Origin of the sequence: Pseudoxanthomonas spadix BD-a59, from assembly GCF_000233915.3 — a bacterium.
GTDB classification, from domain to species: Bacteria; Pseudomonadota; Gammaproteobacteria; order Xanthomonadales; family Xanthomonadaceae; genus Pseudoxanthomonas_A; species Pseudoxanthomonas_A spadix.
The window spans coordinates 755,897-782,318 of sequence record NC_016147.2 but is presented as its reverse complement, the minus strand read 5'-3'; the positions used below and the strand labels follow the sequence as shown (position 1 = coordinate 782,318).

Below are 26,422 nucleotides of genomic sequence, written 5' to 3'. Positions count from 1 at the left end.
ATCATGAAGGATGACCGATCATTGCCAGACCCGCTGCAGGGCCAGCACCCCGACAAAGGCCAGGGTGTGGGCGAGGATGCCCGGCGCCACCGCCAGCGCATAGCGCCAACCGCCGCTGGCCAGCGCCACCACACATTTGCTGCCCGCATGCACCAGCAGCGCCGCCATCAGGGCCGAGGCGATGGCCGGTGCCGCGGCGCTGTCCGGCCCACCCCGCACCAGCACCGCAGCGGTGGCGGCGTGCACATCGGCCAGCGCCGCCAGCATGGCGCCGACCAGCATGCCCGCATCGCCCTGCCACACTGTCAGCAACTGCACGCCGGCCTGGATGCCCGTGAGCAAGGCGGCAATGATCAAGGCATCGCGCAGCTTGAACATGGGCGTGTCCGGCCGCATGCCCGCAACGGCTTCGGCCCCGGACCCGGATACGCGCCGCTGCGCTGCGCTGCCGCGGCCGCCCCACCACCCGAGCGCCGCCGCCACGCACCCTCCCGCCAGGGCCGGCAGCCACAGCCGCGCCAGCCATTGCGGCTGCACCGTGGCGGCCACCACCACGATCTGGACCATGGTGGCCACGCACGACAGCAGGGCCGCCCCCGCATGGACGCGCGGCGCGGCCTGCCCGGCCCGCACCTCCATGCCCAGGCTGGCAATGGTGGCGGTGCTGGACACAAACCCCGACGCCAGCGCCGACAGCGCCGCGGCATGGCGCGCCTGCATCACCCGCCGGCCCACATGTGCCAGCGACTGGATCACCAGCAGCACGATGATCAGGCGCATCACCACCTGCGGGTTCAGCACCCCTTGCCACAGCGGCCTGTCGGGAACCAGCGGATACACCAGCAAGGCCAGCGCGCCCAGAATGAGCCCGTCGCGCACCTCGCCCGGTTGCAGCCACTGGCGGGAAAACCGGTGCAACGGCTCGCGCAGCGCCAGCAACCCCGTCACCGCCACGGCCAGGGCGGCGGCCAGCAACGGGTCGCGCGCGCAGGTCACGCCAAGCAGGTAGGCCAGCAGCAGCGCGATTTCGGTGGTCACCCCCGGGTCGCCCGAGCGGTCCAGGGCATAGGCCACCACGGTCAGGGCCGCCACCAGTCCAGCCCCGACCACCACCAGGGCAGGCATGGCGGTCAGCGCGGCGGTGGCACCGGCGATGGAGACCAGGGTGAATGACCGGACCCCGGCCAAGGCCCGGTAAGGCCCGGTCCCCTTGCGGCGCTCGCGCTCGATCCCCATCAGCAAACCGCACCCGGCCGCGCTGGCCAACACGGCCAGCGCCGCAGCAAAACCGGCCAGATCCTGCATCGGCTCATGCACCTTTCATTTCAGTCCCGGCGGCAGGGTGACACACAGGTGATGGGCAGCCACCTTCGGCAAGCGTGCCGCCATGGATCGGCTGAAGGGCCGGTTCCAGGCGCAGGCACACCGCGCTGGCCGGCTCAGAACCCGAACCGGCCGAAGCCGCCGTCCACCGCGATGCATTGGCCGGTGAGGTAGCTGGCCGCCGGCAGACACAGGAAGGCGATGACGCTGGCGACTTCTTCCGCTGCGCCGATGCGCTGCAACGGGGTCCGCGCCAGCACCTGTTGGTAGTGGTCGGCGTCGGCCAGTGCGGCCGCGGTGCGCGCGGTGCCGATCGCCCACGGCGCCACGGCGTTGACCCGGATGCCGTGCTGCGCCCATTCGACCGCCAGGCTGCGGGTGAGCTGGTGCAGCGCGGCCTTGGCCATGCCATCGACCGTCTCGCCACGCACCGCGCGCAGGCCGCTGGCCGCACCGACATTGACGATGCTGCTGGCCGGATGCCGGGCCAGCAGCGGCTGCGCGTAGCGGCACAGTTCGAAGGCGGAAAACAGGCTGGTCTCGAACACCGCGCGCCAGGCGTCCTCGTCGAACTCCATCGCCTCACCGCGCTGGCTGGCGCCGACGGTGTTGACCAGGATGTGCAGGCCATCACCCTGGTCCTCGACCCAGTCCAGCAGCGCACGGCGTTCGTCGTCGTCGGCCACGTCGGCAGCGAAGCCTTCGATCATCCGCTCGGGGAACTGGTCGGTGAGTTCATCGCGCGCCGCTTCCAGCGCATCGGCCTGGCGCGCCACCAGCAGCACGTCGCCGCCCAGGGCAAGCAGTTCGCGCGCGGTGGCCAGGCCGATGCCGGCACTGGCGCCGGTGACCAGGGCCAGCTGTCCATCCAGGCGCCAGCGGGAAGCGGTCATGCGCATGCTCCTGTGGACTTCAGCGCACCAGCGCCATGCCGGGCGACGCGCGGCCCGGACCTTCGACGTTGGCAGGCTTGGGGATCTTGCATCGGGCGTAGGATAGCCACGCATCCCGCCCAGAGGCCGCCGTCATGCGCGTACCCGGCATCATCGTTCACGGCATTGCCCTGAGTACCTGCCTGTCGTTGGGCGCCTGCAGCCCGCCGCCGGCGCCGCAGCGCGACGAACCGCCGGTGCCGCAGGCCAGCGCCGCGGTCCAGGCCCTCCATGCGCCACTGGACAGGGCCAGGGCGGTCGAAGGCCAGGTCCAGGCTTCCAGGGAGGCGCAGGACCAGCAGATCGCGGCCGATACGCAGTAGCGGTTGCGCCGGGTTGCGAACGGGCTGGGCGGCGATCGCGCGGCCACGCGAACGGCACAAGCAAAAGAGCACCCCTCCCAACCCTCCCCTGCTGCGCAAGGGAGGGCTCGGTACGCCGAAACGACATCCAGGCTCAGAACCCGCAGAAGCAATACGCCAGCTCGGTCACCGGCTTGGCGCCCGGCTCGCGCGCCAGCGCGGCCTGCACGAACTGCAGCTGCTGGGCGGTCTGCGGCATGGCCCTGAGCAGGGCCACCTGGGCCAGCTCCGAGCGGCCCAGCAGGGCCTGGCCCATCGGGCTGCCGGCGGCGTTGGCCAGGAACTGTTCGAATGGCGAAAGCGCCTTCTCCAGGTAGCGCACCCGGTACTTGCCCGGCTCGCCCAACTTGGCCCGGGCGGCGGCGTCGGCGATGGCGTCCTTCAGCCCGCCCAGCTGGTCGACCAGGCCGCGTTCGAGCGCCTGCTGGCCCGACCACACCCGGCCGCGGGCGACCTGATCGATCTGCTCGACGCTCTTGTGGCGGGCGGCGGCGACCCGGCCGGTGAAGTCGGCGTAGCCCTTGTTGATCACCGCCTGGATCACGCTGCCCAGCTCCGGGTCCAGCGGCTTGGTCGGGTTGAAGGCGCCGGCGATGCGGGTGGTGCCCACGCCATCGGTGTGCACGCCGATCTTGTCCAGCGCGCGGGCGAAGTTGGGGATCAGACCGAAGATGCCGATCGAGCCGCTGATGGTGGAGGCATCGGCGTAGATGCGATCGGCGTTCATGCTGATCCAGTAGCCGCCCGAAGCGGCCAGGTCACCCATCGACACCACCACCGGCTTGCCGGCCGCCTGCAGCGCGACCACCTCGCGGCGGATCTGCTCGGAGGCGAACACCTCGCCGCCGGGCGAATCCACGCGCAATACCACCGCCTTGACCTTCTCGTCCTGGCGCGCCTCGCGCAGCAGCGCCGAGGTGCTGATCCCACCGATCTTGCCGGCCGGCTGCTCACCGCCGGAGATCTCGCCGGCAGCCACCACCACGGCCACCTGGCTGCGCTCGTCCAGCGGCGAAGTGCGCGCACCCAGGTGGGCCAGGTAGGCATCGAAGTTGACGTGACGAAAGCCCAGGTGGTCCTCGTCGTCCTCATCGGCCACCCCGCGCTTGATCAGCTCCTGGTTCAGTTCCTGGGCCGTCTTCAGGCCATCGACCAGCTTCTGTTGCTGGGCCAGCCTGGCCAGGTCGCCACCGGCGGCGACCACGTCGGCCGGCAGGTTGTCGATGGCCGCCGCCAGGACCGAGGGCGACAGCTTGCGGGCCTTGCCCACGTCGGCCAGATAGCGGTTCCAGATGTCGTTCATCCAGTACAGGTCGGCCTGCTTGGACTCCGGCGAGGCCGCGTCCAGCACAAACGGCTCGGCGGCGGACTTGAATTCGCCCACGCGGAACAGGTGCACATCCACGCCCAGCTTGTCCTGCAGGCCTTCGCGGTAGTACTGGCGATAGCGGCCCAGGCCTTCGATCACCACGCTGCCCATCGGGTCCAGATAGACCTCATTGGCCTGCGCGGCGAGCAGGTACTGGCCCTGGCTCATGTTCTCGCCGAAGGCCACGATCTGCTTGCCCGAGGCGCGCAACCCGGCCAGCGCGCCGGCCACCTCGCGCAGCGAGGCGTAGCCGCTGGCCTGCAGCTTGTCGAAATTCACCAGCACCCGGTTGATCTTCTTGTCGTCCCTGGCCGCCTCGAGCACCCGCAGCAGGTCGCGCAGCTGCACTTCGCCGCCCTTCCCGCCAAACGCCTTGGCCAGCGCGCGGCTGGCCGGATCGGAGGAATACTGCTCCACCAGCGCCGCGTCGGGCGCGATCACCAGGGTGGTGTTGTCGCGCAGCGGCCGCGGGCCGGCGCTGCCCTTGGCCAGGCCGATGATCACCAGCACGCCGATCAGGAACAGCAGGCCGAAGAACACCAGGTTGAAGATCAGCCGGCGGGTGAAGTTCATCACGTCCCACAGGCCGATGAAGAATCGGCTGACGGGACCGCGGCGGACGGGCTGGTTCATTGGCATGCGCGCTCAGTGCAGGAACTGGGCGCCAGCTTAGCCGCTGGATGGCGCCATCGGCATGCCCCACACGTCATGACACCTGTCGTGGAAGCCGCGTAGGGCGGGTCTTGACCCGCCACCGCGATACACCGGTCGAACCACGAGCGGCGGGTCTTGACCCGCCACCGCGATACGGCCTCGATTGCGATTGCGATTGGAGTGCGACCACGGCGGGTCAAGACCCGCCCTACCGGGCCGGCAACCCGGCCAGCCTGCGGCTGCTGTACCGCAGGCGCAGGCCCATCAGGATCGAGGCCACGGTCAGCCCGATAGTCAGGCCCACCCACATCCCGCGCGGGCCGTAGCCCAGTCCCAGGCCGAGCCCGGCGCCCAGCGGCATGCCGATGCCCCAGTAGGAAACGGCCGCCAGCAGCATCGGCACGCGCGTGTCCCCAAGTCCGCGCAGGGCGCCGGCGGACATGACCTGGATGCCATCGGGAAACTGGAAGATCGCCGCCAGCACCAGCAGGCTGCCGGCCAGTCCGGCCACGGCCATATCGTTGGTATAGATCGCCGCGATCTGGTTGTGGAACAGCGCCAGCACCAGCGCGCCCAGCCCCTGCGTGCACAGCACGATGGCATAGCCGGCACGCACCGCGCGCAGCACGCCGGCCCCATCGCGCCGGCCCAGCGCATGCCCCACCCGCACCGTGGTGGCCTCGGCCAGGCCCATGGGCACCATGAAGCAGATCGCCGAGAGGTTGATCGCGATCTGGTGCGCGGCGGCCGGCACCGCGCCCAGGCGCGCGATCAGCAGCGCGGTGGCGATGAACAACCCGCCTTCCAGCAGGACCGTCACCCCGATCGGCAGGCCGGTGCGCAGCAGTGGTGCGATCTGGCTCCAGCGCGGCGGCTCGAAACGCGCGAACAGCCCCAGCGCAGCGAACTTGCGCGCCCGCGCCAGGTAGGCCAGGAACAGCAGCATCTGCACCCACATCGTCACCGCCGAGGCGATCCCCAGCCCGCCCGCGCCCAGCGCCGGCAGGCCCCAGCGGCCGAAGGCCAGCCCATAGCCCAGCGGCGCCAGCAGCAACAGCCCGCCGAAGCCCAGCACCATGGTCGGCAGGGTCCAGTGCATGCCTTCGCTCAGGTTGCGCATGCACAGGAACATCGCCATCGCCGGCAGGCCCCAGCGGATGCCGAGCAGGAAATCGCGCGCTCCCGGCACGATCTCCGGGGCGATGCCCATCGGGGCCAGTGCGTACGGCGCGGCGCTCAGGAATGCGAACATCGCCACGCCCAGCGCCGCCGCCAGCCACAGCGCCTGGCGGAACAGCGGGCCGATGCGCGCGTGCTCGCCGGCGCCGTCGTGATGGGACACCGACGCGGCCAGCGCCACCAGGGTGCCGATCGGGACCATCAACGGCAGCCACATCAGCGCCGTGCCGGTGGTGACCGCGGCCAGGGTAGCGGTGCCGTGGTGGCCGGCGATGATGTTGTCGACAAAGCCGACCAGGCCGGCCGAGACATGGCCGATGACCAGCGGCAGCGCCAGCCGGCCGGTGGTGCGCACTTCCTGCGCAAGGCCCGGCGCGGGCAAAAGGAGGGAGGAGGACATGGAAAACCGGAAGACATCCCGGCTGCGACCGCGCGCAGGATGGGCGCTGGCATCGGGCCGGAAAGGGCCGCCATGTTAGCGGGCAGCCGCTGTATCGATGTGTTTGGGGGCAGGCGAGGCGGGAAAGACCGGGACCCGGGTCCCGGCATCCGGAATGGGGCGGGGGTTCAGGCCGCTGCAGCCGGACCCATGCCCCTGTGGGCTTTCAGCGCGCCAGCTGTTCGCGCAGCCACTGCGCGCGCGAGGCGCTGGGGGTGGCGATCAATGCCTGGCGCAGGGCATCACGCGCCTGCGGCGGGGTGCGCTGGGCCAGCACCGCCAGCTCGGCACGCTGGGGCGCGCTCATCTGCCGCAACACGGCCAGGATCGGCTCACGCTCGGCGTCGGGCATGAACGCCAGCAGCGGATAAAGCTTGCCGTAATCGGCGCCCAGGTCCGGGCCCAGCCGCCAGCCGGCCTGCTCGGCCGCATCGAGCTGCTGGAAGCGGGCCAGCATCGCCTGCTGCTGCGCCGGCGGCAGGGTGGCCAGGGTTGCGGCAGCCTGCTGCAGGCGAGTGCGGGTGGCCGCATCCAGGGCGATCCAGTCGGCGTACTCGGCCCGCTGCTGCGCCCGCTGCAGCGGCGGCAACCTGTCCCAGGCGACCATCCGCTGGGCGAAAGCCCTGCGGCCGGGCGCACCCAGCGCGGCCAGGCGGCCGGCCCGCTGCGCCTGCACCGCCTCGGTGATGCGATCGCCCGGTGTGGGCTGGGCCAGCAGGCTGGCGACCACGCTGGCCAGCAATGCCGGCGCCAGCAGGGCCAGGCGCCACCTACCGCGCGACATCACCGGTCTCCTGCGCGGCGGCGGTCATCGCCTGCGCGGCATCGCGCTGGCGCTGCTGCGGGGCGGCCGCGTACCAGGACAGAAATCCCGCGCGCCGGGCCAGGGCCAGCCCCTGCGGGTCCATCAGCAGGTCGAAATCCGGATGGGTCAGCACGCCCTGGGCCGCATCGAAGCGCTGTCCGGCCCGGTCGCCACCTGGCAGGGCTTCCACCTGCACCGGCACGTCGGCCTGCAGCGCCTGCGCCCCGAATTCGCCAACCTTCGCTGCCGTGGTGGCCGGCGCGGACAACCGCGCCTGCTGGCCGTGCCACCACCACGCGGCCAGCGCCGCCAGGGCGCCCAGCAGCAGCAACGCGACCAGCGCCGGCTTCCACGGCAAGGCCTGCCGCGCGCGCGGCGCCGGCCTGGCCGCAGCCGGCGGCCCTGCGGCCGGTTGGTTCGGCACGGGCTGCGGCGCGGGCGCGGGTGCGGCCAGGTCCGGTTCGGGCACCACGGCGCGACGCTCGGCGCCCAGCACCAGGGTTTCGCGCAGGCGCGACAGGTGCGCCAGGCGCTCGGGCGAGAGCGCGCGCAGATGCTGCTGGACCGCTTCGGCCAGGGCACGCCAGCCCTGCGGATCAGGCTGGCCTTGCGCATCGCGTGGGCAGGCCCGGGTGAGGGCGGCCCGGTAGCCGGCCTGGTCCAGATCCATGGCCGCGGCGGCCTCGTCCTCGTCCAGGCCGGCGGCCAGGCGCAGCAGCAGGGCCATGCGGTCGACATCGGACAGGTCGGCCAGCCAGTCCAGCTCCTGCGGCCAGCGCGCCTCGGGATGGGCCTGGCGCAGCGGCGGGGCGGCGACCAGCAGCGACCAGAAGCCGCGCGGCCACTGCGCCATCGGCTGCTCGCTGGCGTACTGGCGGAAGGCGCGCAGCGCGGCTGCCAGGGCGATCTCGCCGGTTTCGCGGCGGCCGCACTGCAGCTCGGCCAGGATCACGCCGCGGCGCTCGACGCCCCGCAGGAAGGCGGACAGTGCGGCCGGGACGTCGGCAGGAAGGTTCAAGGCGGGAATGGTCTGCTGAGGAGAAAAAGTATGGCCTGCATGATAGGCGCCGCAGTCCTGGTTGGCTTCGTCAAGGAAACTCTTGACATTGTCCAAACATTCAAATTTCCCGGGAATCCTGCGGGTTGGCTTCACAGACGGTTGTGCACAGCAATCACTTTGTGTTCACACGCCTCGGCCAAGCGGCGCATGACCGCCACGAGTCAGCCTGTTCCACGGCCAACCAATTGATCCATAAGACAATGTCGCCTTGGCGTTTTTTTCACCAATGTGACGTGGGCCCAGACGGCGCCGGTTTTTTCGCGTGGAGCAGCCCGGCCATGCACAGGGTTATCCACAAGCGGTGTGGATAAGGGGATTTTCCCAATGGAGACCGGCATTTGCGTCGGTTTCGTTAACCTTTGGTCAGGTTCCTGCCGCAAACGCACATCGGCCTATCCCGTGTGACCGGTGCCCTACACTTGTGCCCGATGTCTCCCACCTTGGTTCTCCGGGTCGCCGTGCCGGTTCCGTTGCGGCAGGCCTTCGACTATCTGCCGCCTGCCGGACATCCGGCGGGCGCCGAGGACGTGGGCCGGCGGGTCCGGGTGCCCTTCGGCAATCGCGAACTGGTCGGCGTGGTCGTCGCCGTGGCCGAACCGGACCCGGCCGCCGGCGAACTGCGCGCGGCGCTGCAGATCCTGGATGAAGCCCCGCTGCTGGCCGGCGAACTGCGCCATTCGCTGCAGTGGCTGGCCGGCTACACCCATGCTCCGCTGGGCGAGGTGCTGGCCACCGCCCTGCCCGGGTCACTGCGCCATGGCCAACCATTGCCCGTGCGCGAAACCTGGCGCTGGCGCCTGACCGAGGCCGGGATGACCGCGCTGGACCGCCTGCGCGCCGGCAGCAGTCCGCGCCGGCTGGCCGAGGCGCTGGGCCGCGAGGGCCTGGCCGAATGGCAACTGGACGACCTCCAGCCCGGCTGGCGCAGCGCCGCGCGCAGCCTGGCCCGGCGCGGGTTCGCCGAGCGCCAGGCCGAGCAGGTCGCAGCCACGGTCCTGCCGATGCAGTCCGGCCCCCCACTCAATCCCGAGCAGACGGCCGCGGTCGCCGCGATTCCCGGCCACGGCTTCGCCCCGATCCTGCTGGAAGGGGTGACCGGCTCGGGCAAGACCGAGGTCTACCTGCAGGCCATCGCCGCCTGCCTGGCGCGTGGCCGCCAGGCGCTGGTGCTGGTGCCGGAGATCGGCCTGACCCCGCAGACCCTGGCCCGCTTCCGCGCGCGCCTGGGCGTGGAGGTGCATGCGCTGCATTCGGGCCTGGCCGACAACGAACGCGCGCTGACCTGGGCGGCGTGCCTGCGCGGTCAGGCGCGGGTGATCGTGGGCACGCGCTCGGCGGTGTTCGTGCCGCTGCCCGAGGCCGGCCTGATCGTGATCGACGAGGAGCACGACGGCAGCTACAAGCAGCTCGATGGGATCCGCTACCACGCCCGCGATTTCGCCCTGGTGCGCGGCAAGGCGCTGCAGGTGCCGGTGATCCTCGGCAGCGCCACGCCGTCGCTGGAGACGCTGCACAACGCCCGGACCGGCCGTTACGCGCACCTGCGGCTGGCCGAACGCGCCGGCGAGGCCAAGGCACCGTCGGTGCGCGTGGTGGACGTGCGCAAGCGTGCGCTGGCCGCCGGCCTGGCCCCGGAGACGCTGGCGGTGATCGCCACCCAGCTGCAGGCCGGCGGTCAGGTGCTGGTGTTCAAGAACCGCCGTGGCTACGCGCCGGTGCTGCTGTGCCACGACTGTGGCTGGAGCGCGCACTGCAACCGCTGCGACGCGCCGATGACCGTACACGCGGCCGGGCGCCGCCTGCAGTGTCATCACTGCGGCCATCGCAGGCCTGCCCCGCCGGCCTGCCCGGACTGCGGCGGCCTGGCCCTGCAGCCGCAGGGCGTAGGCACCGAACGGCTCGAGGAACTGCTGGCCGACAGCTTCGCGCAGGTGCCGGTGCTGCGCATCGACCGCAGCACCACCCAGCGCAAGGACGCGCTTGAACGGCACTTCGCCACGCTCGGCGAAGGCCCCGGGATCCTGGTCGGCACCCAGATCCTGGCCAAGGGCCACGACCTGCCGCTGCTCACCCTGGTGGTGGTGGTGGGCGTGGACGAAGGCCTGTTCTCGGCCGATTTCCGCGCCGGCGAAAAGCTCGCGCAGCTGCTGATCCAGGTGGCCGGCCGCGCCGGCCGCGCCGCGCGGCCGGGTCAGGTGTGGCTGCAGACCCACCATCCCGGCCATCCGCTGCTGGAAACGCTGCTGTCCGGCGGCTATCGCGCCTTTGCCGATGCCGAACTGATCCAGCGCCAGGCGGCCGGCTTTCCGCCGTTCGCGCACCTGGCCATGATCCGCGCCGAGGCCAGGCAGCTCGAGCACGTGCAGGCGTTCCTGCGCGCCACGCGCGTGGCCCTGGCCAATGTCGCCCAGGACCTGGAACTGCACGGGCCGATGCCCGCGCCGATGCCGCGCCGGGCCGGCTTCCAGCGCATGCAGCTGCTGCTCTCGGCCATCCAGCGCCCGCGCCTGCATGCCGCCCTGCAAACCGCCCTGCCGGCCATCGAGGCATTGCCCGAGGCCCGCCGCGTGCGCTGGTCACTGGATGTGGATCCGATCGACCTGTACTGAGAGGCTGAGCACGTTCCGCCGAGCGCACGCGGCGGCTGCGGCGTGCGCTGCCCGAACGAACCCCGTCACATAAAAAGAACCCCGCCGAGGCGGGGTCCTTGCAAGCAATGGCGCGCAATCCAGATCAGGCCGCGAACAACGCCTTCATCTTCTTCAGCGCGTTGGCCTCGATCTGGCGGATGCGTTCGGCCGACACGCCGTATTCGTCGGCCAGCTCCTGCAGGGTGATCTTGTTGTCCGGATCCAGCCAGCGACGGCTCACGATGTCGCGCGAACGCTTGTCCAAGCTGGCAAGCCCTTCGCGCAGCAGATCCAGTTGATTGTCCTCGCTGTCGGTGCGCTCGTAGGCCTGGGAAGGGTCTTCCTCATGGGCCGACAGATAGTTGGCCGGCGACGGCGGGGCGTGGTCGTCGTCCTCATCGGACGGGGCATCAAAGCCGATGTCGCGGCCGGACAGGCGCGACTCCATCTCGACCACCTCGCGCTCGGACACGTTCAGGTCCTTGGCCACGGCGCTGACTTCGGCCGCATTCATCCAGCCCAGACGGGTCTTGGACTTGCGCAGGTTGAAGAACAGCTTGCGCTGGGCCTTGGTGGTGGCGACCTTGACGATGCGCCAGTTCTTGAGGATGAACTCGTGCATTTCGGCACGGATCCAGTGCACGGCAAAGCTGACCAGGCGCACGCCCATGTCCGGGTCGAAGCGCTTGACCGCCTTCATCAGGCCGATGTTGCCTTCCTGGATCAGGTCGCCCAGCTGCAGGCCGTAGCCGCTGTAGCCGCGGGCCACATGCACCACGAAGCGCAGGTGCGAGTGGACCAGTTCGCGGGCAGCGTCCAGGTCGTTGTCGTCGCGGAAACGGTGCGCCAGCTCCTGCTCCTCATCGACGGTGAGCACCGGGATCTGGTGCACGGCGCCGATATAGGCGTCCAGCGAGCCGAGCGGGCTGGGAATCGGGAGGTTGTTGGCCACCATGGGGGCGGCGGCGGAGATCTGGGTCATGGCAGCAATATTAGCAATGTGGGGGGGTTTGACTGCTAAGGCCTGGGATGGTTCCCTTCGTTCTGCCAGGAGAACAACCCTCAGGAACCTGTTTTATTGCATTCATCTTTGGAAACACCCGCCAAAACTGCACTGCATTTCCCTTCGAATGCCCTGACTGAAAATCCGGGTGCATTCGCTCGCTGCTTGGGCAAGGCTCGCATGCAGGCTGTCAACACGGCGTCGTTTCCTGGCCTTCCCCGGCCTTGGCGCCGACGGAGATTCGATGCGGCGCCGAGCGCGCATCGCATCCCTAAGATGTGACCGGATGTACATATTTGACCGCGGAACGCCCAGGTGGTTCCGTTCATCTGCGACTTTCGCCGCGTTTCGAAGCGGCACGGTTTGGCGGACCATGGTCCCGCCCGAACGGTCCCCCGGATTGCCCATGTTCCTGTCCCGCCTGTGGCCTGGCGTGTTCGCATCGCGCGCACGCCGCCGACGCATCCGCCTGCTGCTGTTGATCCTGATGACGATGCCGGCCAGCTTCGCGCTTGCCCAGGCGATGCCGCTGAAGGTCATGAGCTTCAACGTGCGCACGCCTGCCGACACCAACGACAACCGCTGGGACAACCGCCGCGACCTGATGGCGCGGGTGATCCGCACCGAAGCCGACCCGGCCCGTGCCGTGCTGGCCGCGGTGCTGACCGATGCTTGGCTGGCCGGTGGGCCACGCAGCGGCCCGGAAAAGACCTTCCACGACTTCACCGGCACCCCGGAACGGATCCTCTTTCGTGGGCTGACGCTGCGCTCGGTCCGCACCGTGGAGACCCATGCCGGGCCGCGCTATCCGTCCGACCATTTCCCGGTGGTGGCCGTGTTCGACCTGCCGGCCAGCCACACCTGCACGCACTGACGATCGGCGGACCGGCCCCTGCTCCAGTTCCAGGCCCGGCGGCCGATACCATGGGCGAGGGCCGTGCATTGCGCGCGGCCGTTTCGACGCCGCCCATACGGTCCATGACGTTCGCCCCGGTCCAGCCGGTCTTTCGATGGTGGTGCCTGTGGCTGTTCCTGCTGGGACTGACCGCCTGCACGCGCACGTCCGCGCCGGAAGCCTACGTGGTCACCGGCCCGCCCGCCACGCGTGGGGAAGCCCAGCCGCCCTGCCTGCATGCGCAGCTACCGGGGCGTCAACGGGTACTGCTGTCGCCGCCGGCCGGCGGCTGGTCGGGAGCGCCGCAGGCAGTGGTGGTGATGAACGCGTTCCGCGGCGAGGTGAAGATCCGCCACGGGGCGCGCGAGCGCTGCGGTGTGTTGCAGGACGCGCGTACGCTGGATTCGCGGTTCCTGTCCGGGATGGGCACGGTGCTGGTGCCGGACAAGGGCAACCAGCGCCCGATCGAGGTGGAGTTCGAACCCAGCCCGATGCCGTTGTGGCGGCCGCTGGTGCGACTGGGCGAGCCGGCCTCGGTGCAGCGCCAGGACACCCTGCGCTTCGCGCTGCGGGTCGCCTCGGTGGCGGTCATGCTGGCGCTGGTGGTGTCGGCGCTGCTGACCTTCATGAGCACGCGCGAGCGGGCTTTTCTGTCCTACGCCCTGGGCGCGTCGCTGTTCGCGCTGTGGATGGCCTTGCTGTCCGGGCTGTGGGCGTATCCGCGGCCGTGGTTTGCCCTGGGCGAGCTGTCGCTGCGACTGGTGGGCGCGCTGCCGGCCGTGTTGAGCGCCCTGACCGTGCGCATGCTCGCCTACCACGCCGCGCCGCGTGCGCTGGCCGGACGGGTGCGGCGCGGCGCGGACTGGCTGGCGCTGTGCGGCCTCGGGCTGGCCGCGATGATCGTGCTGGTGCCCGAGCACTGGCTGGCGGTGGCCTCGCTGGGCAGCGAGCTTGGCTTTTACCTGCTGTGCCTGGCGATGGCCGGGATGGCGCTGGTGACGATGTGGCGTGGCGAACCGGGCGGGGCGACCGCGTTGACCTGCGTGGCGCCGTTTCTGGGCGTGGGCCTGATGGAAGTGGCCATGCCCGAGCGCCTGGCGTCGTGGAAGGTCGAAGCCATGCTGCTGTCCGGCTGCTGGCTGGCGCTGACCGCCAGCATGGCCCTGACCCTGCGCCTGGGCAGCCTGCGCCGCCAGCGCGACGAGATGCGCGTGCTGGCCCAGACCGATGCACTGACCGGGCTGCCCAATCGCCGCGCCGCGCTGGAGCAGCTGTCCGCGATCAGCGTCAGCGCGCGCCGCAGCGGCCAACCGGCGGCGGTGGGCTTCCTGGACATCGACCACTTCAAGGACATCAATGACGTGCATGGGCACGAAGTGGGCGACCAGGTGCTGCGCGCCTTCGCCCGCATCCTGCGCAGCACCTTCCGCGGTGCCGACTACGTGGCGCGCATGGGTGGCGAGGAGTTCCTGGTGGTGCTGCCGGGGGCCAGCCCGGAACAGGCCAAGGCCCGGATCGAATCGCTGTCCCCACTGCTGGCCACGATCGGCCACACGCTGCGGCTTCCCGAACTGCGCGTGACCCTGAGCGCCGGGGTCACCGGAGTGGAAGCCGACGACGTGGAAATCGGCCCACTGCTGCAGCGGGCCGATGCGGCGATGTATGCGGCCAAGCGCGCCGGCCGCGAGCGGGTGGTGCTGTCCGGCCAGCCGCAGGGTTGAAGCCACGCCTGCTGGGCAGATGGTGATGCAGGGGCAGCTGGTGCCAGCGGGCCATCCCTTGGCGCGGTGGCCGGTTTCGCGCCTCGACCCCATGCCCAGCAAGCGGCGTCGGTGACAGGCCGATACCCCGGCAGTTCGACGCGCCAGTTCACGCCTGCAGCGTGGCGGCCAGCGCGTCGGTCGCCCGCACCAGCGCATCGGTGATGGCCGGGTCGAAGGCGCTGTGCCCGGCCAGGACCATCTCCAGCTTCGCCTCGGGCCAGGCCTGGCTCAGCTCACAGGCGGCCTTGGCCGGGCACAGCATGTCATACCGCCCCTGCACGATGGTGCCGGGCAGGTGGCCGATGCGGCCGATGTCGCGCAGCAGCTGGTCTGGCTGCAGGAAGCAGCCATGGCGGAAGTAGTGCGCTTCGATCCTGGCCACCGCCAGCGCCGCTTGGGCGTCGTCTTCCGGCGGCGGCGGCGCACTGTCGTGAACCAGCGTGGACGAGCCGTCCTCCCATTCATTCCACGCATCGGCCGCGGCCTGGCGCACCTGCGCGTCGTCGCTGTCCAGGCGGCGCCAGTAGGCCTCGATCATGTGCCCGCGCTCGGCCGGCGGGATGTGCGCCTGGTAGCGCGCCCAGCCTTCGGGGAAGACCATGCGCGCGCCGCCATCGGCTTCGTGGCTCCAGTGCAGCTCCTCGGGCCGGCCCAGGAAGATGCCGCGCAGCACCAGCCCGGTCACCCGATCCGGATGAGCCTGGGCATAGGCCAGGGCCAGGGTCGAACCCCACGAGCCGCCGAACACCGCCCAGCGCGCGATCCCCAGCTGCGTCCGGATCGCCTCGATGTCGGCCACCAGGTGCGCGGTAGTGTTGTTGTGCACTTCACCCAGCGGAGTGGAACGGCCGCAGCCGCGCTGGTCGAACAGCACCACGCGCCAGCGCTGCGGATCGAAGAAGCGGCGATGCTCGGGCACCACGCCGCCGCCCGGCCCGCCATGCAGGAACACCACCGCAATGCCGTCGGGATTGCCGCACTGCTGGAGCTGCAGCGTGTGCAAGTCGTCGACGGCCAGCCGCTGTTCGGCATAGGGAGCGATCGGCGGATACAGCGTGCGCATGGGGACCTGTGTGGACACGACAAAGGCCCAAGGTGGCCGATGCACGTCGTGGTCGGCAACCCCCAACGGCATCACGCCGCGCAGCGGTTGAATCCCAGGCGACAAAAAACCCGACCGATTCGCACCGGCCGGGTCTGGGTTTGGCTGTTTTCCTGCGCTGCCTGGCGCATCGGACGCGCCTGCTTACGCGGCGTTCTTCATCGCGTGCTTGCGCTCGCGCATGACGTTGTGGCACTCGCGCACCTCTGGCAGCAGGCGTGTCACCGCCTCGCGCGCCGTCGCCGGCACGTCGTTGTCCGAGGCGGCCTCGGTGAAGGCTTTCAGCAGGCGATCTTCCGATTCCTCCAGTTCAGCCACGTAGCCGTACTGCTTGTCGCCGAGCGCGGCACGAACCTTGCCGTAGAACTCCTGCATGGTGCCGACGACCGTGCCATGGGTGGCCGGCTCGCCACCGGCGGAGGTGACCACGGCACTGAGATCGCGCGCGATGTTCTGCTTGACCCCGGCGATGCGGGTGAACAGCGCACTGAGTTCGACGTTGTCGACCTTCCTGGCCGCTTCGGTATAGAAGTGCTCGCCATCGCGGACGATGGCAATCAGGTCGTTGAGGCTGTGGGTCGTCCTGGTCTGGGTATTCATGTGTGACTCCTTGGTGATAGGCCCTGGCGTGGCGGTGCCTTGATGAGACGGCCGCGGCTGGGCGGAATGGAGGCTGCAAATCGCAGCGTTGTTGGAACACGGTGCACGCCGGTTCGTCAGCCTTCCGTGAGTGCTGCGGCGATTTTCCTCACCTGCTCCGCGCATGCATGAACCTGCATTCATCGTTGTTGCCACAGCACCCGCGATGACGATGTCGACCCGTCAAGACACGAAAACTATGCTGCTCCCACGCGCGGGCACTGCCCGCTTGGCCTTCGCCAAATCTCACCCTGCGCGCACGCAGGCTGTGGGACCGTGCGCGCATCTCCTGCCGTCCAGCCACCATGTCCCAATCCGCTGCTCCCGCCCTGCCCGCGGCGCTGGAAGATCGACGGATCCTCGCCCTGCATGACTACGACGTGCTGGATACGCCGCCGGAGTCGGTGTTCGACGACATCACCCGCATCGCCGCGACTGTGTGCGAAACGCCGATGGCCCTGATCAGCCTGGTGGAAACCCAGCGCCAGTGGTTCAAGGCCGCGCACGGGGTGGCCGTGCGCGAGACGGCGATCGAGGAATCGATCTGCGCCCACGCCATCCTGCAGGAGGAGTTACTGGTGGTGCGCGACACCCACAACGACAGCCGCTTCGCCCAGGGCCCGCTGGTCACAGGTCCACCACATATCCGCTTCTACGCCGGGGCGTTGCTCAAGACGCCCGAAGGCCTGCCGATCGGCGCGGTGTGCGTGCTCGATACGGTCAGCCGAGACTTGAACCAGGCCCAGGGCCAGAGCCTGCTGGCGCTGGCGCGGCAGGTGATGGCGCAGCTCGAACTGCGCCGGATGCTGGCCCGCAGCGAACGGGTCAGCCAGTACCGGGCCAGCCTGCTGGCCTCGGCCGGGCACGACTTCCGCACGCCGATGACCACCGCGATGCTCGCCTTCGACCTGGCCCGCCATGCGGGGCCGGAAAAGTTGGACCGGGTCGTACGCATGGGCCAGGAAGCCCTGCAGAACGTGGACAATGGCCTGACCCGCATGCTCTCGGTGGCCAGCGGCGAGCGCACCTTCGAACCCGAAGCGCTGGTGCCGACCGACCTGAACACCGTGCTGGCCCACGTCGCCACAACCCATGCCACCGCCGCGCGCCGGCGCAGCATCCGCCTGCGCGTGGCCCGCACCAGTTGCACCGCGATCAGCAACGCGCGCCAGCTGGAAACCCTGATCGGCAACCTGGTCGCCAACGCGGTCAAGTACACCGCCAGGGGTGGCGCGGTGCTGGTGGGCTGCCGCAGGCGCGACGCGCATGTGGACATCGAAGTGATCGACAACGGACCGGGCATCGCCAAGGACCAGGTGGACACCATGTTCAGTGCATTCCGCCAGGGCGAGCACAGCAGCGACGGTCTGGGCCTGGGCTTGTGGATCGTGCAGAAGACCGCCGCCAGCCTGGGCATCACCCTCAGCGTGCGTTCGATCAAGGGCGCCGGCACACGCTTCGTGCTGCGCATGCCCGCCACGCCGGGCACGCGCGCGCCGGCACCAGCACCGGCCTGAGCCACGCTCCCCGGGCGCGCGCTCAAGCCACCTCGAGCACCACCTTGCCCAGGTGATGGCCGGCTTCCAGGTAGGCGTGGGCCTGCCCGGCCTGCTCCAGCGGGAAACGACGGTCGACCACCGCGCGCACCTGGCCGGTGGCAATCCATGGCCATACCCGTTGCTCGACCTGCGCGGCCAGGCGCGCCTTTTCATCGGCCGAGCGCGTGCGCAGGGTGGATCCGGTCAGCACCGCCTGGCGGCGCATGAGTTCGAAGACCGGCACTTCCAGCATGCCGCCGCCCAGCGCGGCGATGTAGACGATGCGCCCGCGCAGGTTGAGTACCGAGAGCGTATCGGCAAACACGCTGGCGCCGACCATGTCCAGCGCCACGTCCACGCCACCGGCGGCCCTGGCCGCCTCGACGAAGGACTCGCAGGAGGTGTCCACCGCCACGTCGGCGCCCAGCGACCTGGCCTGCGCCGCCTTGTCCGCCGCGCGCGCGGTGGCCAGCACCTGCGCGCCGGCGGCCTTGGCCATCTGGATCGCCATCACCCCGATACCGGAGGTGGCGCCGTGCAGCAGCAGGCGTTCGCCGGCCTTGAGCTGGCCGTGTTCGAACAGGTTGGCAAACACGGTGAAGGCCGTCTCCGGCAAGGCCGCAGCCTGGATGAAGTCCCATCCATCGGGAACCGGCAGCACATGGCGCGCATCGACTGCCACGTACTGCGCATAGCCGCCACCGCCGAGCAGCGCGCAGACCCGGTCGCCGGGCTGCCAGCGGCCGCCACCGTGCACGATCTCGCCGGCCACCTCCAGGCCCAGCGTGTCCGGCGCGCCGGGCGGCGGCGGATACAGGCCCTGGCGCTGCAGCAGGTCCGGGCGGTTGACCCCGGCAGCACGCACCCGGATCAGCACCTGCCCAGCGGCCGGCACCGGGCGCGGCACCTGCACCGGATGCAGCGCATCGGCGGCGCCCTTGCCGCCGCCGATGGCGATCGCGGTCATCGTCTGCTGGTCCATGCGGCACGCTCCTGCATACAAAAGGAAGAGCGTCATGTTAGGCGCGGCCGGGTGAAAACAGGCACGTGGGTCACCGTGGCAAGGCGGGCTAAACTGTGCGATTGCGGCCTTGCGGCCGCCTCGTGCCGATGAAGCCCCATGATCACCAACGACGTCCTGCGCAGCATCCGCTACATGCTGGACCTGAGCGAACCGAAGATCATCGAGATCGCGCAGCTGGCCGACCCTGGCTTCAGCATCGACCGGGCCCAGGTGCAGGCGGCGCTGAAGAAGGAGGACGAAGACGGATTCGCGCCGTGCCCGGACGCGCTGCTGGCGCACCTGCTGGACGGCCTGATCGTGCAGTACCGCGGCCGCGATGAATCCGTGCCGCCGCGCCCGGTGGAAACGCGGGTGACCAACAACGTGGTGCTCAAGAAGCTGCGCGTGGCCTTCGAGCTGAAGGATGTGGACATGCATGCGATCTTCGACGCGGCCGGCTTCCCGGTCTCCAAGCCGGAGCTGTCGGCGCTGTTCCGCCAGCCCGAGCACAAGAACTATCGCCCCTGCGGCGACCAGCTGCTGCGCAATTTCCTCAAGGGGCTGACCCTGCGGCTGCGCCCCAACGCCTGATCGCCCCGCTGTCTGGCCGCTAGACTGGCGCCTCCCCACGCAGGCACCGCCATGACCTGGATCATCACCAAATACGCCCTCACCGCGCTGGTCGTGGTGGTGGTCTCCGAAGCGGCCAAGCGCAGCGACCGGCTCGGCGGCCTGCTGGCCGCGCTGCCCCTGGTGACGGTGCTCACGCTGGTGTGGCTGTACCTGGAGCGCCAACCGCCGGCGAAAATTGCCAACCACGCCTGGTACACCTTCTGGTACGTGGTGCCGACGCTGCCGATGTTCGTGGTGTTCCCGTGGCTGCTGCCGCGGCTGGGCTTCTGGTGGACGCTGGGCACCAGCGCGGCGCTGACGGTGCTGTGCTTCTGGCTGTTCGCGCTGGCGGTGCGACCGTTCGGGATCCAGCTGCTGCCCTGAAAGCGTGCGCGGCCCGGCAGTCGCCATGGACACGCGGTGGCCGCCGGACGCCCCGCTGCATCGCCCCCCGGCACGCCTGATCGTCCGCCCACGCCCTACGGCGAAGGCGAGATGCAGGCCGAGTCGGCCGTTGCCGCCTTCGCGCTGGCCCGGGCGCAGGTCAAAAGGCCGCTGCAACAAAGGTTGACGCCATCAATTCTCGTCACCGGAATTCAAAGAATTCATGGCGCAAATTGGCCTCAGGCACACCATTTGCCTGCAGGGTCCGACTGACCTGCGCCAGCAGGCCGCTCGGGCCGCAAAACGCCACGTCGATTTGCGCCGGAACAGCTTCCCGGCAGATGACGCCGATGCGATCGACGAACGCCGGATCCGACGCTCCCCCCGCAACCGGCACCAGTTCCGCCCCGCGCTCGCGCGCCATGGAGGCCATCACCGGGACTTCCGGGAAATCGCGGCCGGGCGTGAAGAAATAGAACAGCGTGACCTTGTCGAAACTTCCTGCGCGAGGATCCTGAAGCCAGGCAATGAAAGCGGAGATGCCCACTCCGCCGCCGATCCAGACCTCGCGCCGTGCCTCTTTCCGACGCAGGAACCGCCCGTAGGGCGCGTAGATGTCCGCGCGCATGCCCACGCTCGCCGTGGCAATCAACCTGCCGGTGAAATCACCCAGGCTGCGGATCTCGAAGCAGACCCGGCCCTTCCCGCCGCTGCCCGATGCGATGGTGAACGGATGCGGCTCGCGCATGCCCTGCACGTTCATGCGCAGGAAGCCGAACTGGCCGGCCTGGAAATCGATGCCATCGCGCACCGGCTCCAATTCCAGATGCATCGCTGCAGCGCCGGGACGAACCCCGACCACCTGATACTCGGCATGCCTGGACACCAACGGATACAGCAGCAGTTTGTAGAACGCGCCCGCCACGCCTGCCGCCGACAAAAAAGCCAGCCAGATGCCGGCCGGGCTGTCCAAGGCGATCGGCTGCTTGAAGCTTAGCCAGTGCAGCACCACCACCACCAGCAACGGCCCGGACAGCTTGTGCCACCAACGCCATACGCTGTAGGGGATGTTGCGGTTCAACGCCAGCAGCACGATGAACATCAGGCCGACGAAGGAGAGCTGGCGAATGAATCGCGGCCAGCCCTCCGGCAACGGCAGGATGACGGCAGTCTCCCAGCCGGACATGCCGGCCTTGAACGTCAGGTGGAACGAGGCCAGCCCCAGCGCCCAGATGCCCAGCCATTTGTGCGCGACGTACACACGGTCCAGGCCACCGAAGATCGATTCGACGAACCTCCAGCGTGCGCCGAGAACCGCCGCAGCCGCCATCAGCGACAGCGCCGCCACCCCCGAAGCGAGGCTGGCGGCTGGCACGCCCATGCGCGTGCCAGCCGGCAGTTCGAGTGCCGTGAGCGCCGCGCTGGCCAGGACCAGAAAGGCAACGGTATGCCAAGGCTTGGGGTGCATGCCCGCAAACTATGTCCTCCCGCCACACCCAGGCATTGATGCAGATCAATTGCGCCGTCTTCGATGCCGATGGCCTGCGCCAGATCACGGCTGCAATCAGCCACGCACGAATGCCGGACGTTTCTGCAAACCCAACGCGCCGCCGGTGCGGTTCGGCAAGCTTCCCCGCCTGACACAGAAGCTGAAAGTAGAACTTTCCGGCCTGTTCCCGTCACCAGGTGCCGATCAAGGCTTCGAAGTTCACCGAGACGCAGATCGTCTCGATCTTCAAGCAGTCCGGCGCCGGCGTGCCGGTCAAGGATGTGGCGCTTCACCGTTCCGGGTGGGGAACGTCGCCTTCCGGGGATGAGAGATATCGGGTTGTACACCTGACCGGGGGACTTGCCCGCTCATGACCCCCACCTGATCCGGTGATGCGCAGCATTCCCTAGTAAAGCGGTGAATCCCGCGCAGCTCGCGAGTTGACGTACCAACCATTGCCCGGCTGCCGCCCGTGTCTCAACGCAGTGCGGGTGCCGAGCCTGTCTCCGGGTTGTAGGCAGGATTTTTTGGATCGAGCGGGTTGGGCAAATCTTCGCGCGGCACCTGTCCGCTTTCCACCCATGCGCGCTGGACCATGTCGCGCAACATGGCCGCACCGGCAGCGACCTGCTGAACAATCAGCGCATTTGCCGGCTCATCCTGTGGGTTGCCGAACGCATTGCGCTGGTCCAACTGGTAAATGGTTTCCACATGGCTGCCGGATTCGTCCAGATAGGTCAGGACCGACTCGAAAAGATCGCCCCGCTGGCGCCTGACCGCCGGAATGTGCGGCAGAATTCTGGCGTCCTCGAGGCCGATGGCATCGACGAACTGCGACTCGACGCGACCATGGATGGCCTTGTCGCGCGTATATCCTTTCGGATTGTCGCCTCGCCAGCCGTCGCTGTGTATGGATCCATGCAGTGGTTGCGCGCCATCACCGACGTAATGCCCCAGCTGGGAGACATGGAAGGCGCATACCTGTTCAAGAAACTGCGTATCGGTGCCTTCGGCCTCCGCCTTGCGCAGAAGACGCATTCCTGCGATCAGCCGGCCATAGGATTCCATCGCCGCATAAGGCAGCGTACCCGTCCAGCGCACATTGGTGCGCTGCGCCGTTTCCGGATCGGTGTCCTTGATCCGCAGATACTCGCGGTGCAGCGCCAGGATGAATTCATAGCGCGAACGGGGGATCGGATCGATGAACGCGAACTGTTCGCGGAACCAACCATGGTTGGGGTCCTCTTGTATCTTGGAGAACGGTTCGAAAACCGAGCGCCAAGTATCCGGAACTGTCGAGGTGTCACCGATGTAATCCATGTACTTGCGCAGGAAGACCGGGCCATCCCCGGGAAGGCTGGCGATCGCGGTCCGGTTGATGACTGCGTGTGCACGCTTTCCCCAGGCCCACGCCTGACCCGGCGCAACAGCGAACGCGACGGCAAGTGATACTCCGAAAAAAATGACTGCAGTTCGAACATTGGGCATGGATGGCTCCCGACTATTCAAGGATCAAGTGGGTCGAGCGGATCGACCTTCGCGGAAGCCGCGGACGGCCGGAACACGATATCGAAGGGTGAAGTACGTGCGCCGACCCTGCCGGGCTGGTAGCCCAGTTCGCGCTGGTTGCGTTCGACGAACTCGGCACTCTGCACTGCGTCGATGTGCGGGGGGTCGCTGAGAACCAGCGCATCGCGGTCCATCGGTGCCTTCATCGACATCAGCAATCGTGCGGAGTTGCGCAGGTTGGTCGTCGTATGCCTTGCGTGAGGCTCGATCACAATGGCGTGCGCCGGCACTGCGTACCTTTCGATCAGTGCACGGCGCATTTCGACCGCTTCGACGAAGCGTGTCCCGCGTGGATGCACGGCAGCGCCGCTTACGATGATAAAGGGCGCCAGACCACTGAAATAACGCTGCGCCGCGATCTTGACGTGCAACTTGCCCCGGGCGCTCAGTGGCGTCAGCAGGTCCTTCGGTCCCGCACCAAGCACGATGATCGAGGTGTAGCGATAGCGCGACCAGTCCAGTCCCCTGGCATGTTGGAAAGCGTCCGAATTGAGCCCGCCGTCAAGCGGCTGGAAGGCAATGGCATCCAGTCGTTCGTTGACGTCAAGGAGCGCCAACGCCAAGCCGATGCTGAAGTCGAACCCTGCAGGCGCCTCATCGCGACCCGCCTCGGCAATAGCGGCCGCCACGACGCAATCTTCCGCGATCCGAACGCGATCCTGCTCGCCAATCGGTCCGTCAATCCGGGGATAACGCGGTGCGCTACCCCTGCCGTAGACGTCAAGGATGGTGTTGAGTCCCAGCAGCTCGCGATGCGCCGCATTTGCGCGATCCCGGTTCTCGGCAGACGGACCATCGGCCGCGGCCATCGCCGATACCAGTTCGATCTCGCTGTTACTCCACAGCGATACATTGACCTTGCAAGGCGCATCATCGGCGCATGTCGCCAGACGACGGTCCCGCTGTTCCAGCATCGAACGAACTTCCGATGGCGCCCCGGCCCTGTCCATCGCGGCAACCACCGGAAACAGGCGCTTGCCGAGCGCGGCGATTACCTGATCTTCCCCTGTCCTGGCCAATGCCGGCTGGATCGCGGCAACGGCCATACACACGAGTAGCGCCAGGCGCATCACCAGCTCCTGCTCAGGACCAGACGGAAGTTGCGGCCAAATAGCGGACGCCCATAAATCGCTTCGCCCGAACCCTGGCCCGCCAGTGCGTCAGTGCGGGTATTTCCCTCGGTAAGGCCTTCCTCTTCGGTCAGGTTATCTCCCACCAGTTGCACGCCCCATGGGCCGCGTTTCCACGATAGCCCCAGGCCCAGCGTCTGGTAGGAGGGTAACGCGGTACGGTTGAACAGATCGACATAGGACTTTCCTACAAAATCGTAGCGAAGGTACGCTTCGATCTCGCTATCGCCAGTCATGAAGCTGAAAGTCGGACGGATATTCCCGTAAACTTTCGGCTCGCGGACGATCTGGTTACCGTTCACTGCGGCCGGATCGGCGCCGGCGCTGTTCTGCAGTTCATCGTACTGCGGGTCGCTCAATGTCACCGCGCCGGCGAGCGCAAACCACTCGTTCGCCCTGAACAGGCCATCGACTTCGATCCCTTTCGACACAGCGGTACCAATGAACGGCACCGACTGGTCGTTGCGTCCGGTAACCGGGTTGTAAGCCACGAACGACGCGTTCAGTGGGTCGAACTTGGTGTAGAAGGCGGTCAGGTAAACGTAGGAACGGCCGAATGCAGCCTTCACGCCCAACTCGTACTGGTCGGTCTTGGTCTTGATGATGGTTGGATCGATGCTGCGCGCCACGTTGGACTGCGGCACGATCTCCACGTGGGAAGCACGGCCATAGGTGCCGAAGTTAGCGTTGAAGTCGTAATTTGCCCCCACGGTCCAGTTGGTGGCGGACGGATCGAGGTCGTGCGTCTGGGTTGTGCCACTGAAGCGTCGGGTGGTGTCGTCGGCCAGGGTGTTGGCATCTCCGAGGTTGGCGCTGGCGGTGCCTTCGGCATAGCCTTCGTAGTCATACCGTTCGTGTCGGATGCCAGCGTCGAGCTTGAGCTTGTCGGTCAACTCCCACGTATCGTTGACGTATAGCGCAAACATCTTCGCATCGACCTCGCCCGCGTTGAGCGTGGTCGTGTAGCGCAGAACACCATTGTCAGTGACGTATCCCAGTGGAGTTCCCTGGGCTGAGTAGGCGACCAGATCAAGCGTCCTGGGCTTTCCCTTGACCTCAAGCAACATGTCCTGGTAGGCAGTGAAGGCCGTGGTTCCGTAGAACGAAGCATAGATGCCGATATTCAGATCGTGCGCGCCGAAGCCCGTTTCGAACCGTCGGGCTGCGCTCAGGTCCGCCTGGGTCGAATAAAAATCCGACTCGATCGCCCGATACTGCGCCGAAATCACCAGGCCGGAAGCCGCATACGGGTCATAAGCCGTCGCGCCATTCGTGCCGGCCAGGGCATAGCCCATCGATGCGACTCCGGTACCGAAAACCCTCTGCGCCGTTCCCAGGTAGCTGTTGGCAAAGATGTTTGCATCGGCCGGATTGGTCGTGGAATAGAGCGCATCGAAGCTCACCTCGCCCTTGGTGTATCCGGACTTGAGCGAGACGACCCAATCGCCTACGTTGTGTTCGTACTGGAAGCCGACGTTACCAAAGCGCATGTGGCGGCCGTCCGCCAGGTCTCGGTGCAGGCTCTTCAGCACGTTGGACGAATCCAGGTACTTGAGCGACACGTTGCGCAGCGACGGCGAATTCATGGTGCCGGTGAAGTAGTCGATGAACGGATCCAGCGAGACCGACGGGTTGCGCGGATCAGCGACCGGGATCGGCAGATAGAAGACGTTGTGGTCGTCAACGAAGGTGCCGCTGACCTTGACCCAGCCATCATCCAGGTAATGTTTGAGGTTGGCGCGCAGCTGGCCACCCTTGTCGTTGGGAAAGCCGTTGTCGCGGTAGCCATCGTGTTCGCGCAGAAAGCCGCCCACCGCATAGTAGGTCTGTCCCGAGAGGGCGCCGGACTGGTAGGCTTCGGCGCGGTAGAGCCCGGTATCGCCCAACGTGAGCTGGGCCTTGCCCTGGGTCTGGTCGCCGCCCTCAGCCAGGATGTTGTTGACGATGGCCGCGCCACCGCTGGCGTAGATCGGCGCCGGGCCGCCGCGCACGACCTCGACCCGCTGGTTCATGAGGTCCAAGCGGTGCATGCCCTCACCGGAGTTGAAGAAGTGCCCGTCGATTTCATGGAACAGCGGCAGACCATCCTGCTGGAAGATGATGAAGCCGCGGTCGGTCGGGATGCCGCGCAGGCGGGTGATGTTCTGCACTTCGCCGCCAGTGGATTCGACATGGATGCCGGGCACGTTGGCCAGCAGGTCCGCATAGCTCTTGGGCGCCAGCTTCTGGATTTCCTCCGCGGTCAGGGAGTTGACCGCATACGATGCGTCGAAACGACGCTGGGTACGCGCCGCGCCGGTCACCACGACCGCACCCAGATCGCTGACTTTCTCGCGTTTCTCGGAAGGGGGCGTTTGCTTCGGCGCAGGCGGATTTTCTGCCGCTTCTTGCGCGACCGATACCATGGGAGCAGCCAAGGCAATGGCAATGGCCACCGCAGCGCGATTATATGTAGTCCTAAGACCGTGCATGGCACTGACCCCTTATGAGTGAGAACACCAACGTCGTCGGAACGAGCGTTGCGCATTATCAGGAGCGCTCA

Annotated in this window: 22 protein-coding genes; 8 read left to right on the top strand and 14 right to left on the bottom strand. The window is 68.1% G+C overall.

What is annotated here, in order from left to right; genetic code table 11:
• Positions 1-18 precede the first annotated feature (18 nt).
• Both DSC_RS03495 and DSC_RS03490 read right to left on the bottom strand, forming a co-directional pair.
• Positions 19-1,305, bottom strand: a complete 1,287-nt coding sequence (locus DSC_RS03495) for an MgtC/SapB family protein (RefSeq protein ID WP_014159747.1) — start codon at positions 1,303-1,305, stop codon at positions 19-21.
• Between the two features lie 134 nt (positions 1,306-1,439).
• On the bottom strand, positions 1,440-2,216 hold the full coding sequence (locus DSC_RS03490; protein ID WP_014159746.1) for an SDR family oxidoreductase: 777 nt from the start codon (positions 2,214-2,216) through the stop codon (positions 1,440-1,442).
• A 134-nt stretch (positions 2,217-2,350) separates the two neighbouring features.
• Here DSC_RS03490 and DSC_RS03485 point away from each other — a divergent pair, with 134 nt between their 5' ends.
• Positions 2,351-2,578: a hypothetical protein gene (locus DSC_RS03485; protein WP_014159745.1), complete on the top strand. Its 228-nt coding sequence runs from the start codon at positions 2,351-2,353 to the stop codon at positions 2,576-2,578.
• A 133-nt stretch (positions 2,579-2,711) separates the two neighbouring features.
• Here the strand turns inward: DSC_RS03485 and sppA are convergent, their stop codons facing one another.
• From sppA to DSC_RS03465, 4 genes are all read right to left on the bottom strand, one after another.
• On the bottom strand, positions 2,712-4,619 hold the full coding sequence (gene sppA / locus DSC_RS03480; protein ID WP_014159744.1) for a signal peptide peptidase SppA: 1,908 nt from the start codon (positions 4,617-4,619) through the stop codon (positions 2,712-2,714).
• Between the two features lie 229 nt (positions 4,620-4,848).
• Complete coding sequence (locus DSC_RS03475; protein ID WP_043290376.1) at positions 4,849-6,219, bottom strand: MATE family efflux transporter; 1,371 nt, start codon at positions 6,217-6,219, stop codon at positions 4,849-4,851.
• A 205-nt stretch (positions 6,220-6,424) separates the two neighbouring features.
• Positions 6,425-7,042: a DUF3106 domain-containing protein gene (locus tag DSC_RS03470; protein ID WP_014159742.1), complete on the bottom strand. Its 618-nt coding sequence runs from the start codon at positions 7,040-7,042 to the stop codon at positions 6,425-6,427.
• A complete protein-coding gene (locus DSC_RS03465) occupies positions 7,029-8,081 on the bottom strand; it encodes a hypothetical protein (RefSeq protein WP_148268084.1) in 1,053 nt (350 codons plus the stop codon). The genes DSC_RS03470 and DSC_RS03465 overlap by 14 nt, the downstream gene beginning before the upstream one ends.
• A gap of 470 nt (positions 8,082-8,551) precedes the next feature.
• Between DSC_RS03465 and DSC_RS03460 the strand changes: the two genes are divergently transcribed.
• Complete coding sequence (locus tag DSC_RS03460; RefSeq protein ID WP_043290375.1) at positions 8,552-10,732, top strand: primosomal protein N'; 2,181 nt, start codon at positions 8,552-8,554, stop codon at positions 10,730-10,732.
• A gap of 124 nt (positions 10,733-10,856) precedes the next feature.
• Here DSC_RS03460 and rpoH read toward each other — a convergent pair whose 3' ends face one another.
• Positions 10,857-11,708, bottom strand: coding sequence for an RNA polymerase sigma factor RpoH (rpoH, locus tag DSC_RS03455; RefSeq protein ID WP_425476608.1), 852 nt, complete (start codon positions 11,706-11,708; stop codon positions 10,857-10,859).
• Between the two features lie 454 nt (positions 11,709-12,162).
• Here rpoH and DSC_RS03450 point away from each other — a divergent pair, with 454 nt between their 5' ends.
• Complete coding sequence (locus tag DSC_RS03450) at positions 12,163-12,630, top strand: exonuclease/endonuclease/phosphatase family protein (protein ID WP_014159738.1); 468 nt, start codon at positions 12,163-12,165, stop codon at positions 12,628-12,630.
• Positions 12,631-12,734: 104 nt separating this feature from the next.
• Positions 12,735-14,372, top strand: a complete 1,638-nt coding sequence (locus tag DSC_RS03445) for a sensor domain-containing diguanylate cyclase (RefSeq protein WP_014159737.1) — start codon at positions 12,735-12,737, stop codon at positions 14,370-14,372.
• A gap of 148 nt (positions 14,373-14,520) precedes the next feature.
• Here DSC_RS03445 and pip read toward each other — a convergent pair whose 3' ends face one another.
• Positions 14,521-15,477, bottom strand: a complete 957-nt coding sequence (gene pip / locus DSC_RS03440; RefSeq protein ID WP_014159736.1) for a prolyl aminopeptidase — start codon at positions 15,475-15,477, stop codon at positions 14,521-14,523.
• Between the two features lie 183 nt (positions 15,478-15,660).
• On the bottom strand, positions 15,661-16,116 hold the full coding sequence (locus DSC_RS03435) for a PA2169 family four-helix-bundle protein (protein ID WP_014159735.1): 456 nt from the start codon (positions 16,114-16,116) through the stop codon (positions 15,661-15,663).
• 344 nt (positions 16,117-16,460) lie between these two features.
• On the opposite strand from DSC_RS03435, the gene DSC_RS03430 reads away from it, so the two are divergent.
• Positions 16,461-17,672: a sensor histidine kinase gene (locus DSC_RS03430; protein WP_014159734.1), complete on the top strand. Its 1,212-nt coding sequence runs from the start codon at positions 16,461-16,463 to the stop codon at positions 17,670-17,672.
• Between the two features lie 22 nt (positions 17,673-17,694).
• On the opposite strand, the gene DSC_RS03425 is transcribed toward DSC_RS03430, so the two are convergent.
• Positions 17,695-18,675, bottom strand: a complete 981-nt coding sequence (locus DSC_RS03425; RefSeq protein ID WP_014159733.1) for an NAD(P)H-quinone oxidoreductase — start codon at positions 18,673-18,675, stop codon at positions 17,695-17,697.
• Between the two features lie 138 nt (positions 18,676-18,813).
• Here DSC_RS03425 and DSC_RS03420 point away from each other — a divergent pair, with 138 nt between their 5' ends.
• Both DSC_RS03420 and DSC_RS03415 read left to right on the top strand, forming a co-directional pair.
• Positions 18,814-19,287 (top strand): YehS family protein, encoded by a 474-nt coding sequence (locus tag DSC_RS03420; RefSeq protein WP_014159732.1) that lies wholly within the window; start codon positions 18,814-18,816, stop codon positions 19,285-19,287.
• A 51-nt stretch (positions 19,288-19,338) separates the two neighbouring features.
• A complete protein-coding gene (locus DSC_RS03415; RefSeq protein ID WP_014159731.1) occupies positions 19,339-19,692 on the top strand; it encodes a DUF3147 family protein in 354 nt (117 codons plus the stop codon).
• Between the two features lie 202 nt (positions 19,693-19,894).
• On the opposite strand, the gene DSC_RS03410 is transcribed toward DSC_RS03415, so the two are convergent.
• Positions 19,895-21,160 carry a ferredoxin reductase family protein gene (locus DSC_RS03410; RefSeq protein ID WP_014159730.1) on the bottom strand — a complete coding sequence of 422 codons (1,266 nt, stop codon included), beginning with the start codon at positions 21,158-21,160 and terminating at the stop codon, positions 19,895-19,897.
• An 11-nt stretch (positions 21,161-21,171) separates the two neighbouring features.
• On the opposite strand from DSC_RS03410, the gene DSC_RS17200 reads away from it, so the two are divergent.
• Positions 21,172-21,333: a hypothetical protein gene (locus tag DSC_RS17200; protein WP_238527668.1), complete on the top strand. Its 162-nt coding sequence runs from the start codon at positions 21,172-21,174 to the stop codon at positions 21,331-21,333.
• Between the two features lie 325 nt (positions 21,334-21,658).
• Here the strand turns inward: DSC_RS17200 and DSC_RS03405 are convergent, their stop codons facing one another.
• The 3 genes from DSC_RS03405 to DSC_RS03395 are packed head-to-tail and all read right to left on the bottom strand — an operon-like array spanning position 21,659 to position 26,315.
• Positions 21,659-22,669 carry a phospholipase C/P1 nuclease family protein gene (locus DSC_RS03405; RefSeq protein ID WP_043290374.1) on the bottom strand — a complete coding sequence of 337 codons (1,011 nt, stop codon included), beginning with the start codon at positions 22,667-22,669 and terminating at the stop codon, positions 21,659-21,661.
• A 17-nt stretch (positions 22,670-22,686) separates the two neighbouring features.
• Positions 22,687-23,820: a YdcF family protein gene (locus DSC_RS03400; protein ID WP_014159728.1), complete on the bottom strand. Its 1,134-nt coding sequence runs from the start codon at positions 23,818-23,820 to the stop codon at positions 22,687-22,689.
• Positions 23,820-26,315, bottom strand: a complete 2,496-nt coding sequence (locus tag DSC_RS03395) for a TonB-dependent receptor (RefSeq protein ID WP_238527667.1) — start codon at positions 26,313-26,315, stop codon at positions 23,820-23,822. The genes DSC_RS03400 and DSC_RS03395 overlap by 1 nt, the downstream gene beginning before the upstream one ends.
• Between the last annotated feature and the right edge of the window lie 107 nt (positions 26,316-26,422).

What these genes read in the sequence shown, in the direction of transcription:
- DSC_RS03495 (WP_014159747.1), bottom strand. Translation starts at nt 1,305, where the DNA reads ATGCAGGATCTGGCCGGTTTTGCTGCGGCGCTGGCCGTGTTGGCCAGC.
- DSC_RS03490 (WP_014159746.1), bottom strand. Translation starts at nt 2,216, where the DNA reads ATGACCGCTTCCCGCTGGCGCCTGGATGGACAGCTGGCCCTGGTCACC.
- DSC_RS03485 (WP_014159745.1), top strand. Translation starts at nt 2,351, where the DNA reads ATGCGCGTACCCGGCATCATCGTTCACGGCATTGCCCTGAGTACCTGC.
- sppA (WP_014159744.1), bottom strand. Translation starts at nt 4,619, where the DNA reads ATGAACCAGCCCGTCCGCCGCGGTCCCGTCAGCCGATTCTTCATCGGC.
- DSC_RS03475 (WP_043290376.1), bottom strand. Translation starts at nt 6,219, where the DNA reads ATGTCCTCCTCCCTCCTTTTGCCCGCGCCGGGCCTTGCGCAGGAAGTG.
- DSC_RS03470 (WP_014159742.1), bottom strand. Translation starts at nt 7,042, where the DNA reads ATGTCGCGCGGTAGGTGGCGCCTGGCCCTGCTGGCGCCGGCATTGCTG.
- DSC_RS03460 (WP_043290375.1), top strand. Translation starts at nt 8,552, where the DNA reads ATGTCTCCCACCTTGGTTCTCCGGGTCGCCGTGCCGGTTCCGTTGCGG.
- rpoH (WP_425476608.1), bottom strand. Translation starts at nt 11,708, where the DNA reads ATGGTGGCCAACAACCTCCCGATTCCCAGCCCGCTCGGCTCGCTGGAC.
- DSC_RS03450 (WP_014159738.1), top strand. Translation starts at nt 12,163, where the DNA reads ATGTTCCTGTCCCGCCTGTGGCCTGGCGTGTTCGCATCGCGCGCACGC.
- DSC_RS03445 (WP_014159737.1), top strand. Translation starts at nt 12,735, where the DNA reads ATGACGTTCGCCCCGGTCCAGCCGGTCTTTCGATGGTGGTGCCTGTGG.
- pip (WP_014159736.1), bottom strand. Translation starts at nt 15,477, where the DNA reads ATGCGCACGCTGTATCCGCCGATCGCTCCCTATGCCGAACAGCGGCTG.
- DSC_RS03435 (WP_014159735.1), bottom strand. Translation starts at nt 16,116, where the DNA reads ATGAATACCCAGACCAGGACGACCCACAGCCTCAACGACCTGATTGCC.
- DSC_RS03430 (WP_014159734.1), top strand. Translation starts at nt 16,461, where the DNA reads ATGTCCCAATCCGCTGCTCCCGCCCTGCCCGCGGCGCTGGAAGATCGA.
- DSC_RS03425 (WP_014159733.1), bottom strand. Translation starts at nt 18,675, where the DNA reads ATGGACCAGCAGACGATGACCGCGATCGCCATCGGCGGCGGCAAGGGC.
- DSC_RS03420 (WP_014159732.1), top strand. Translation starts at nt 18,814, where the DNA reads ATGATCACCAACGACGTCCTGCGCAGCATCCGCTACATGCTGGACCTG.
- DSC_RS03415 (WP_014159731.1), top strand. Translation starts at nt 19,339, where the DNA reads ATGACCTGGATCATCACCAAATACGCCCTCACCGCGCTGGTCGTGGTG.
- DSC_RS03410 (WP_014159730.1), bottom strand. Translation starts at nt 21,160, where the DNA reads ATGCACCCCAAGCCTTGGCATACCGTTGCCTTTCTGGTCCTGGCCAGC.
- DSC_RS17200 (WP_238527668.1), top strand. Translation starts at nt 21,172, where the DNA reads ATGTCCTCCCGCCACACCCAGGCATTGATGCAGATCAATTGCGCCGTC.
- DSC_RS03405 (WP_043290374.1), bottom strand. Translation starts at nt 22,669, where the DNA reads ATGCCCAATGTTCGAACTGCAGTCATTTTTTTCGGAGTATCACTTGCC.
- DSC_RS03400 (WP_014159728.1), bottom strand. Translation starts at nt 23,820, where the DNA reads ATGCGCCTGGCGCTACTCGTGTGTATGGCCGTTGCCGCGATCCAGCCG.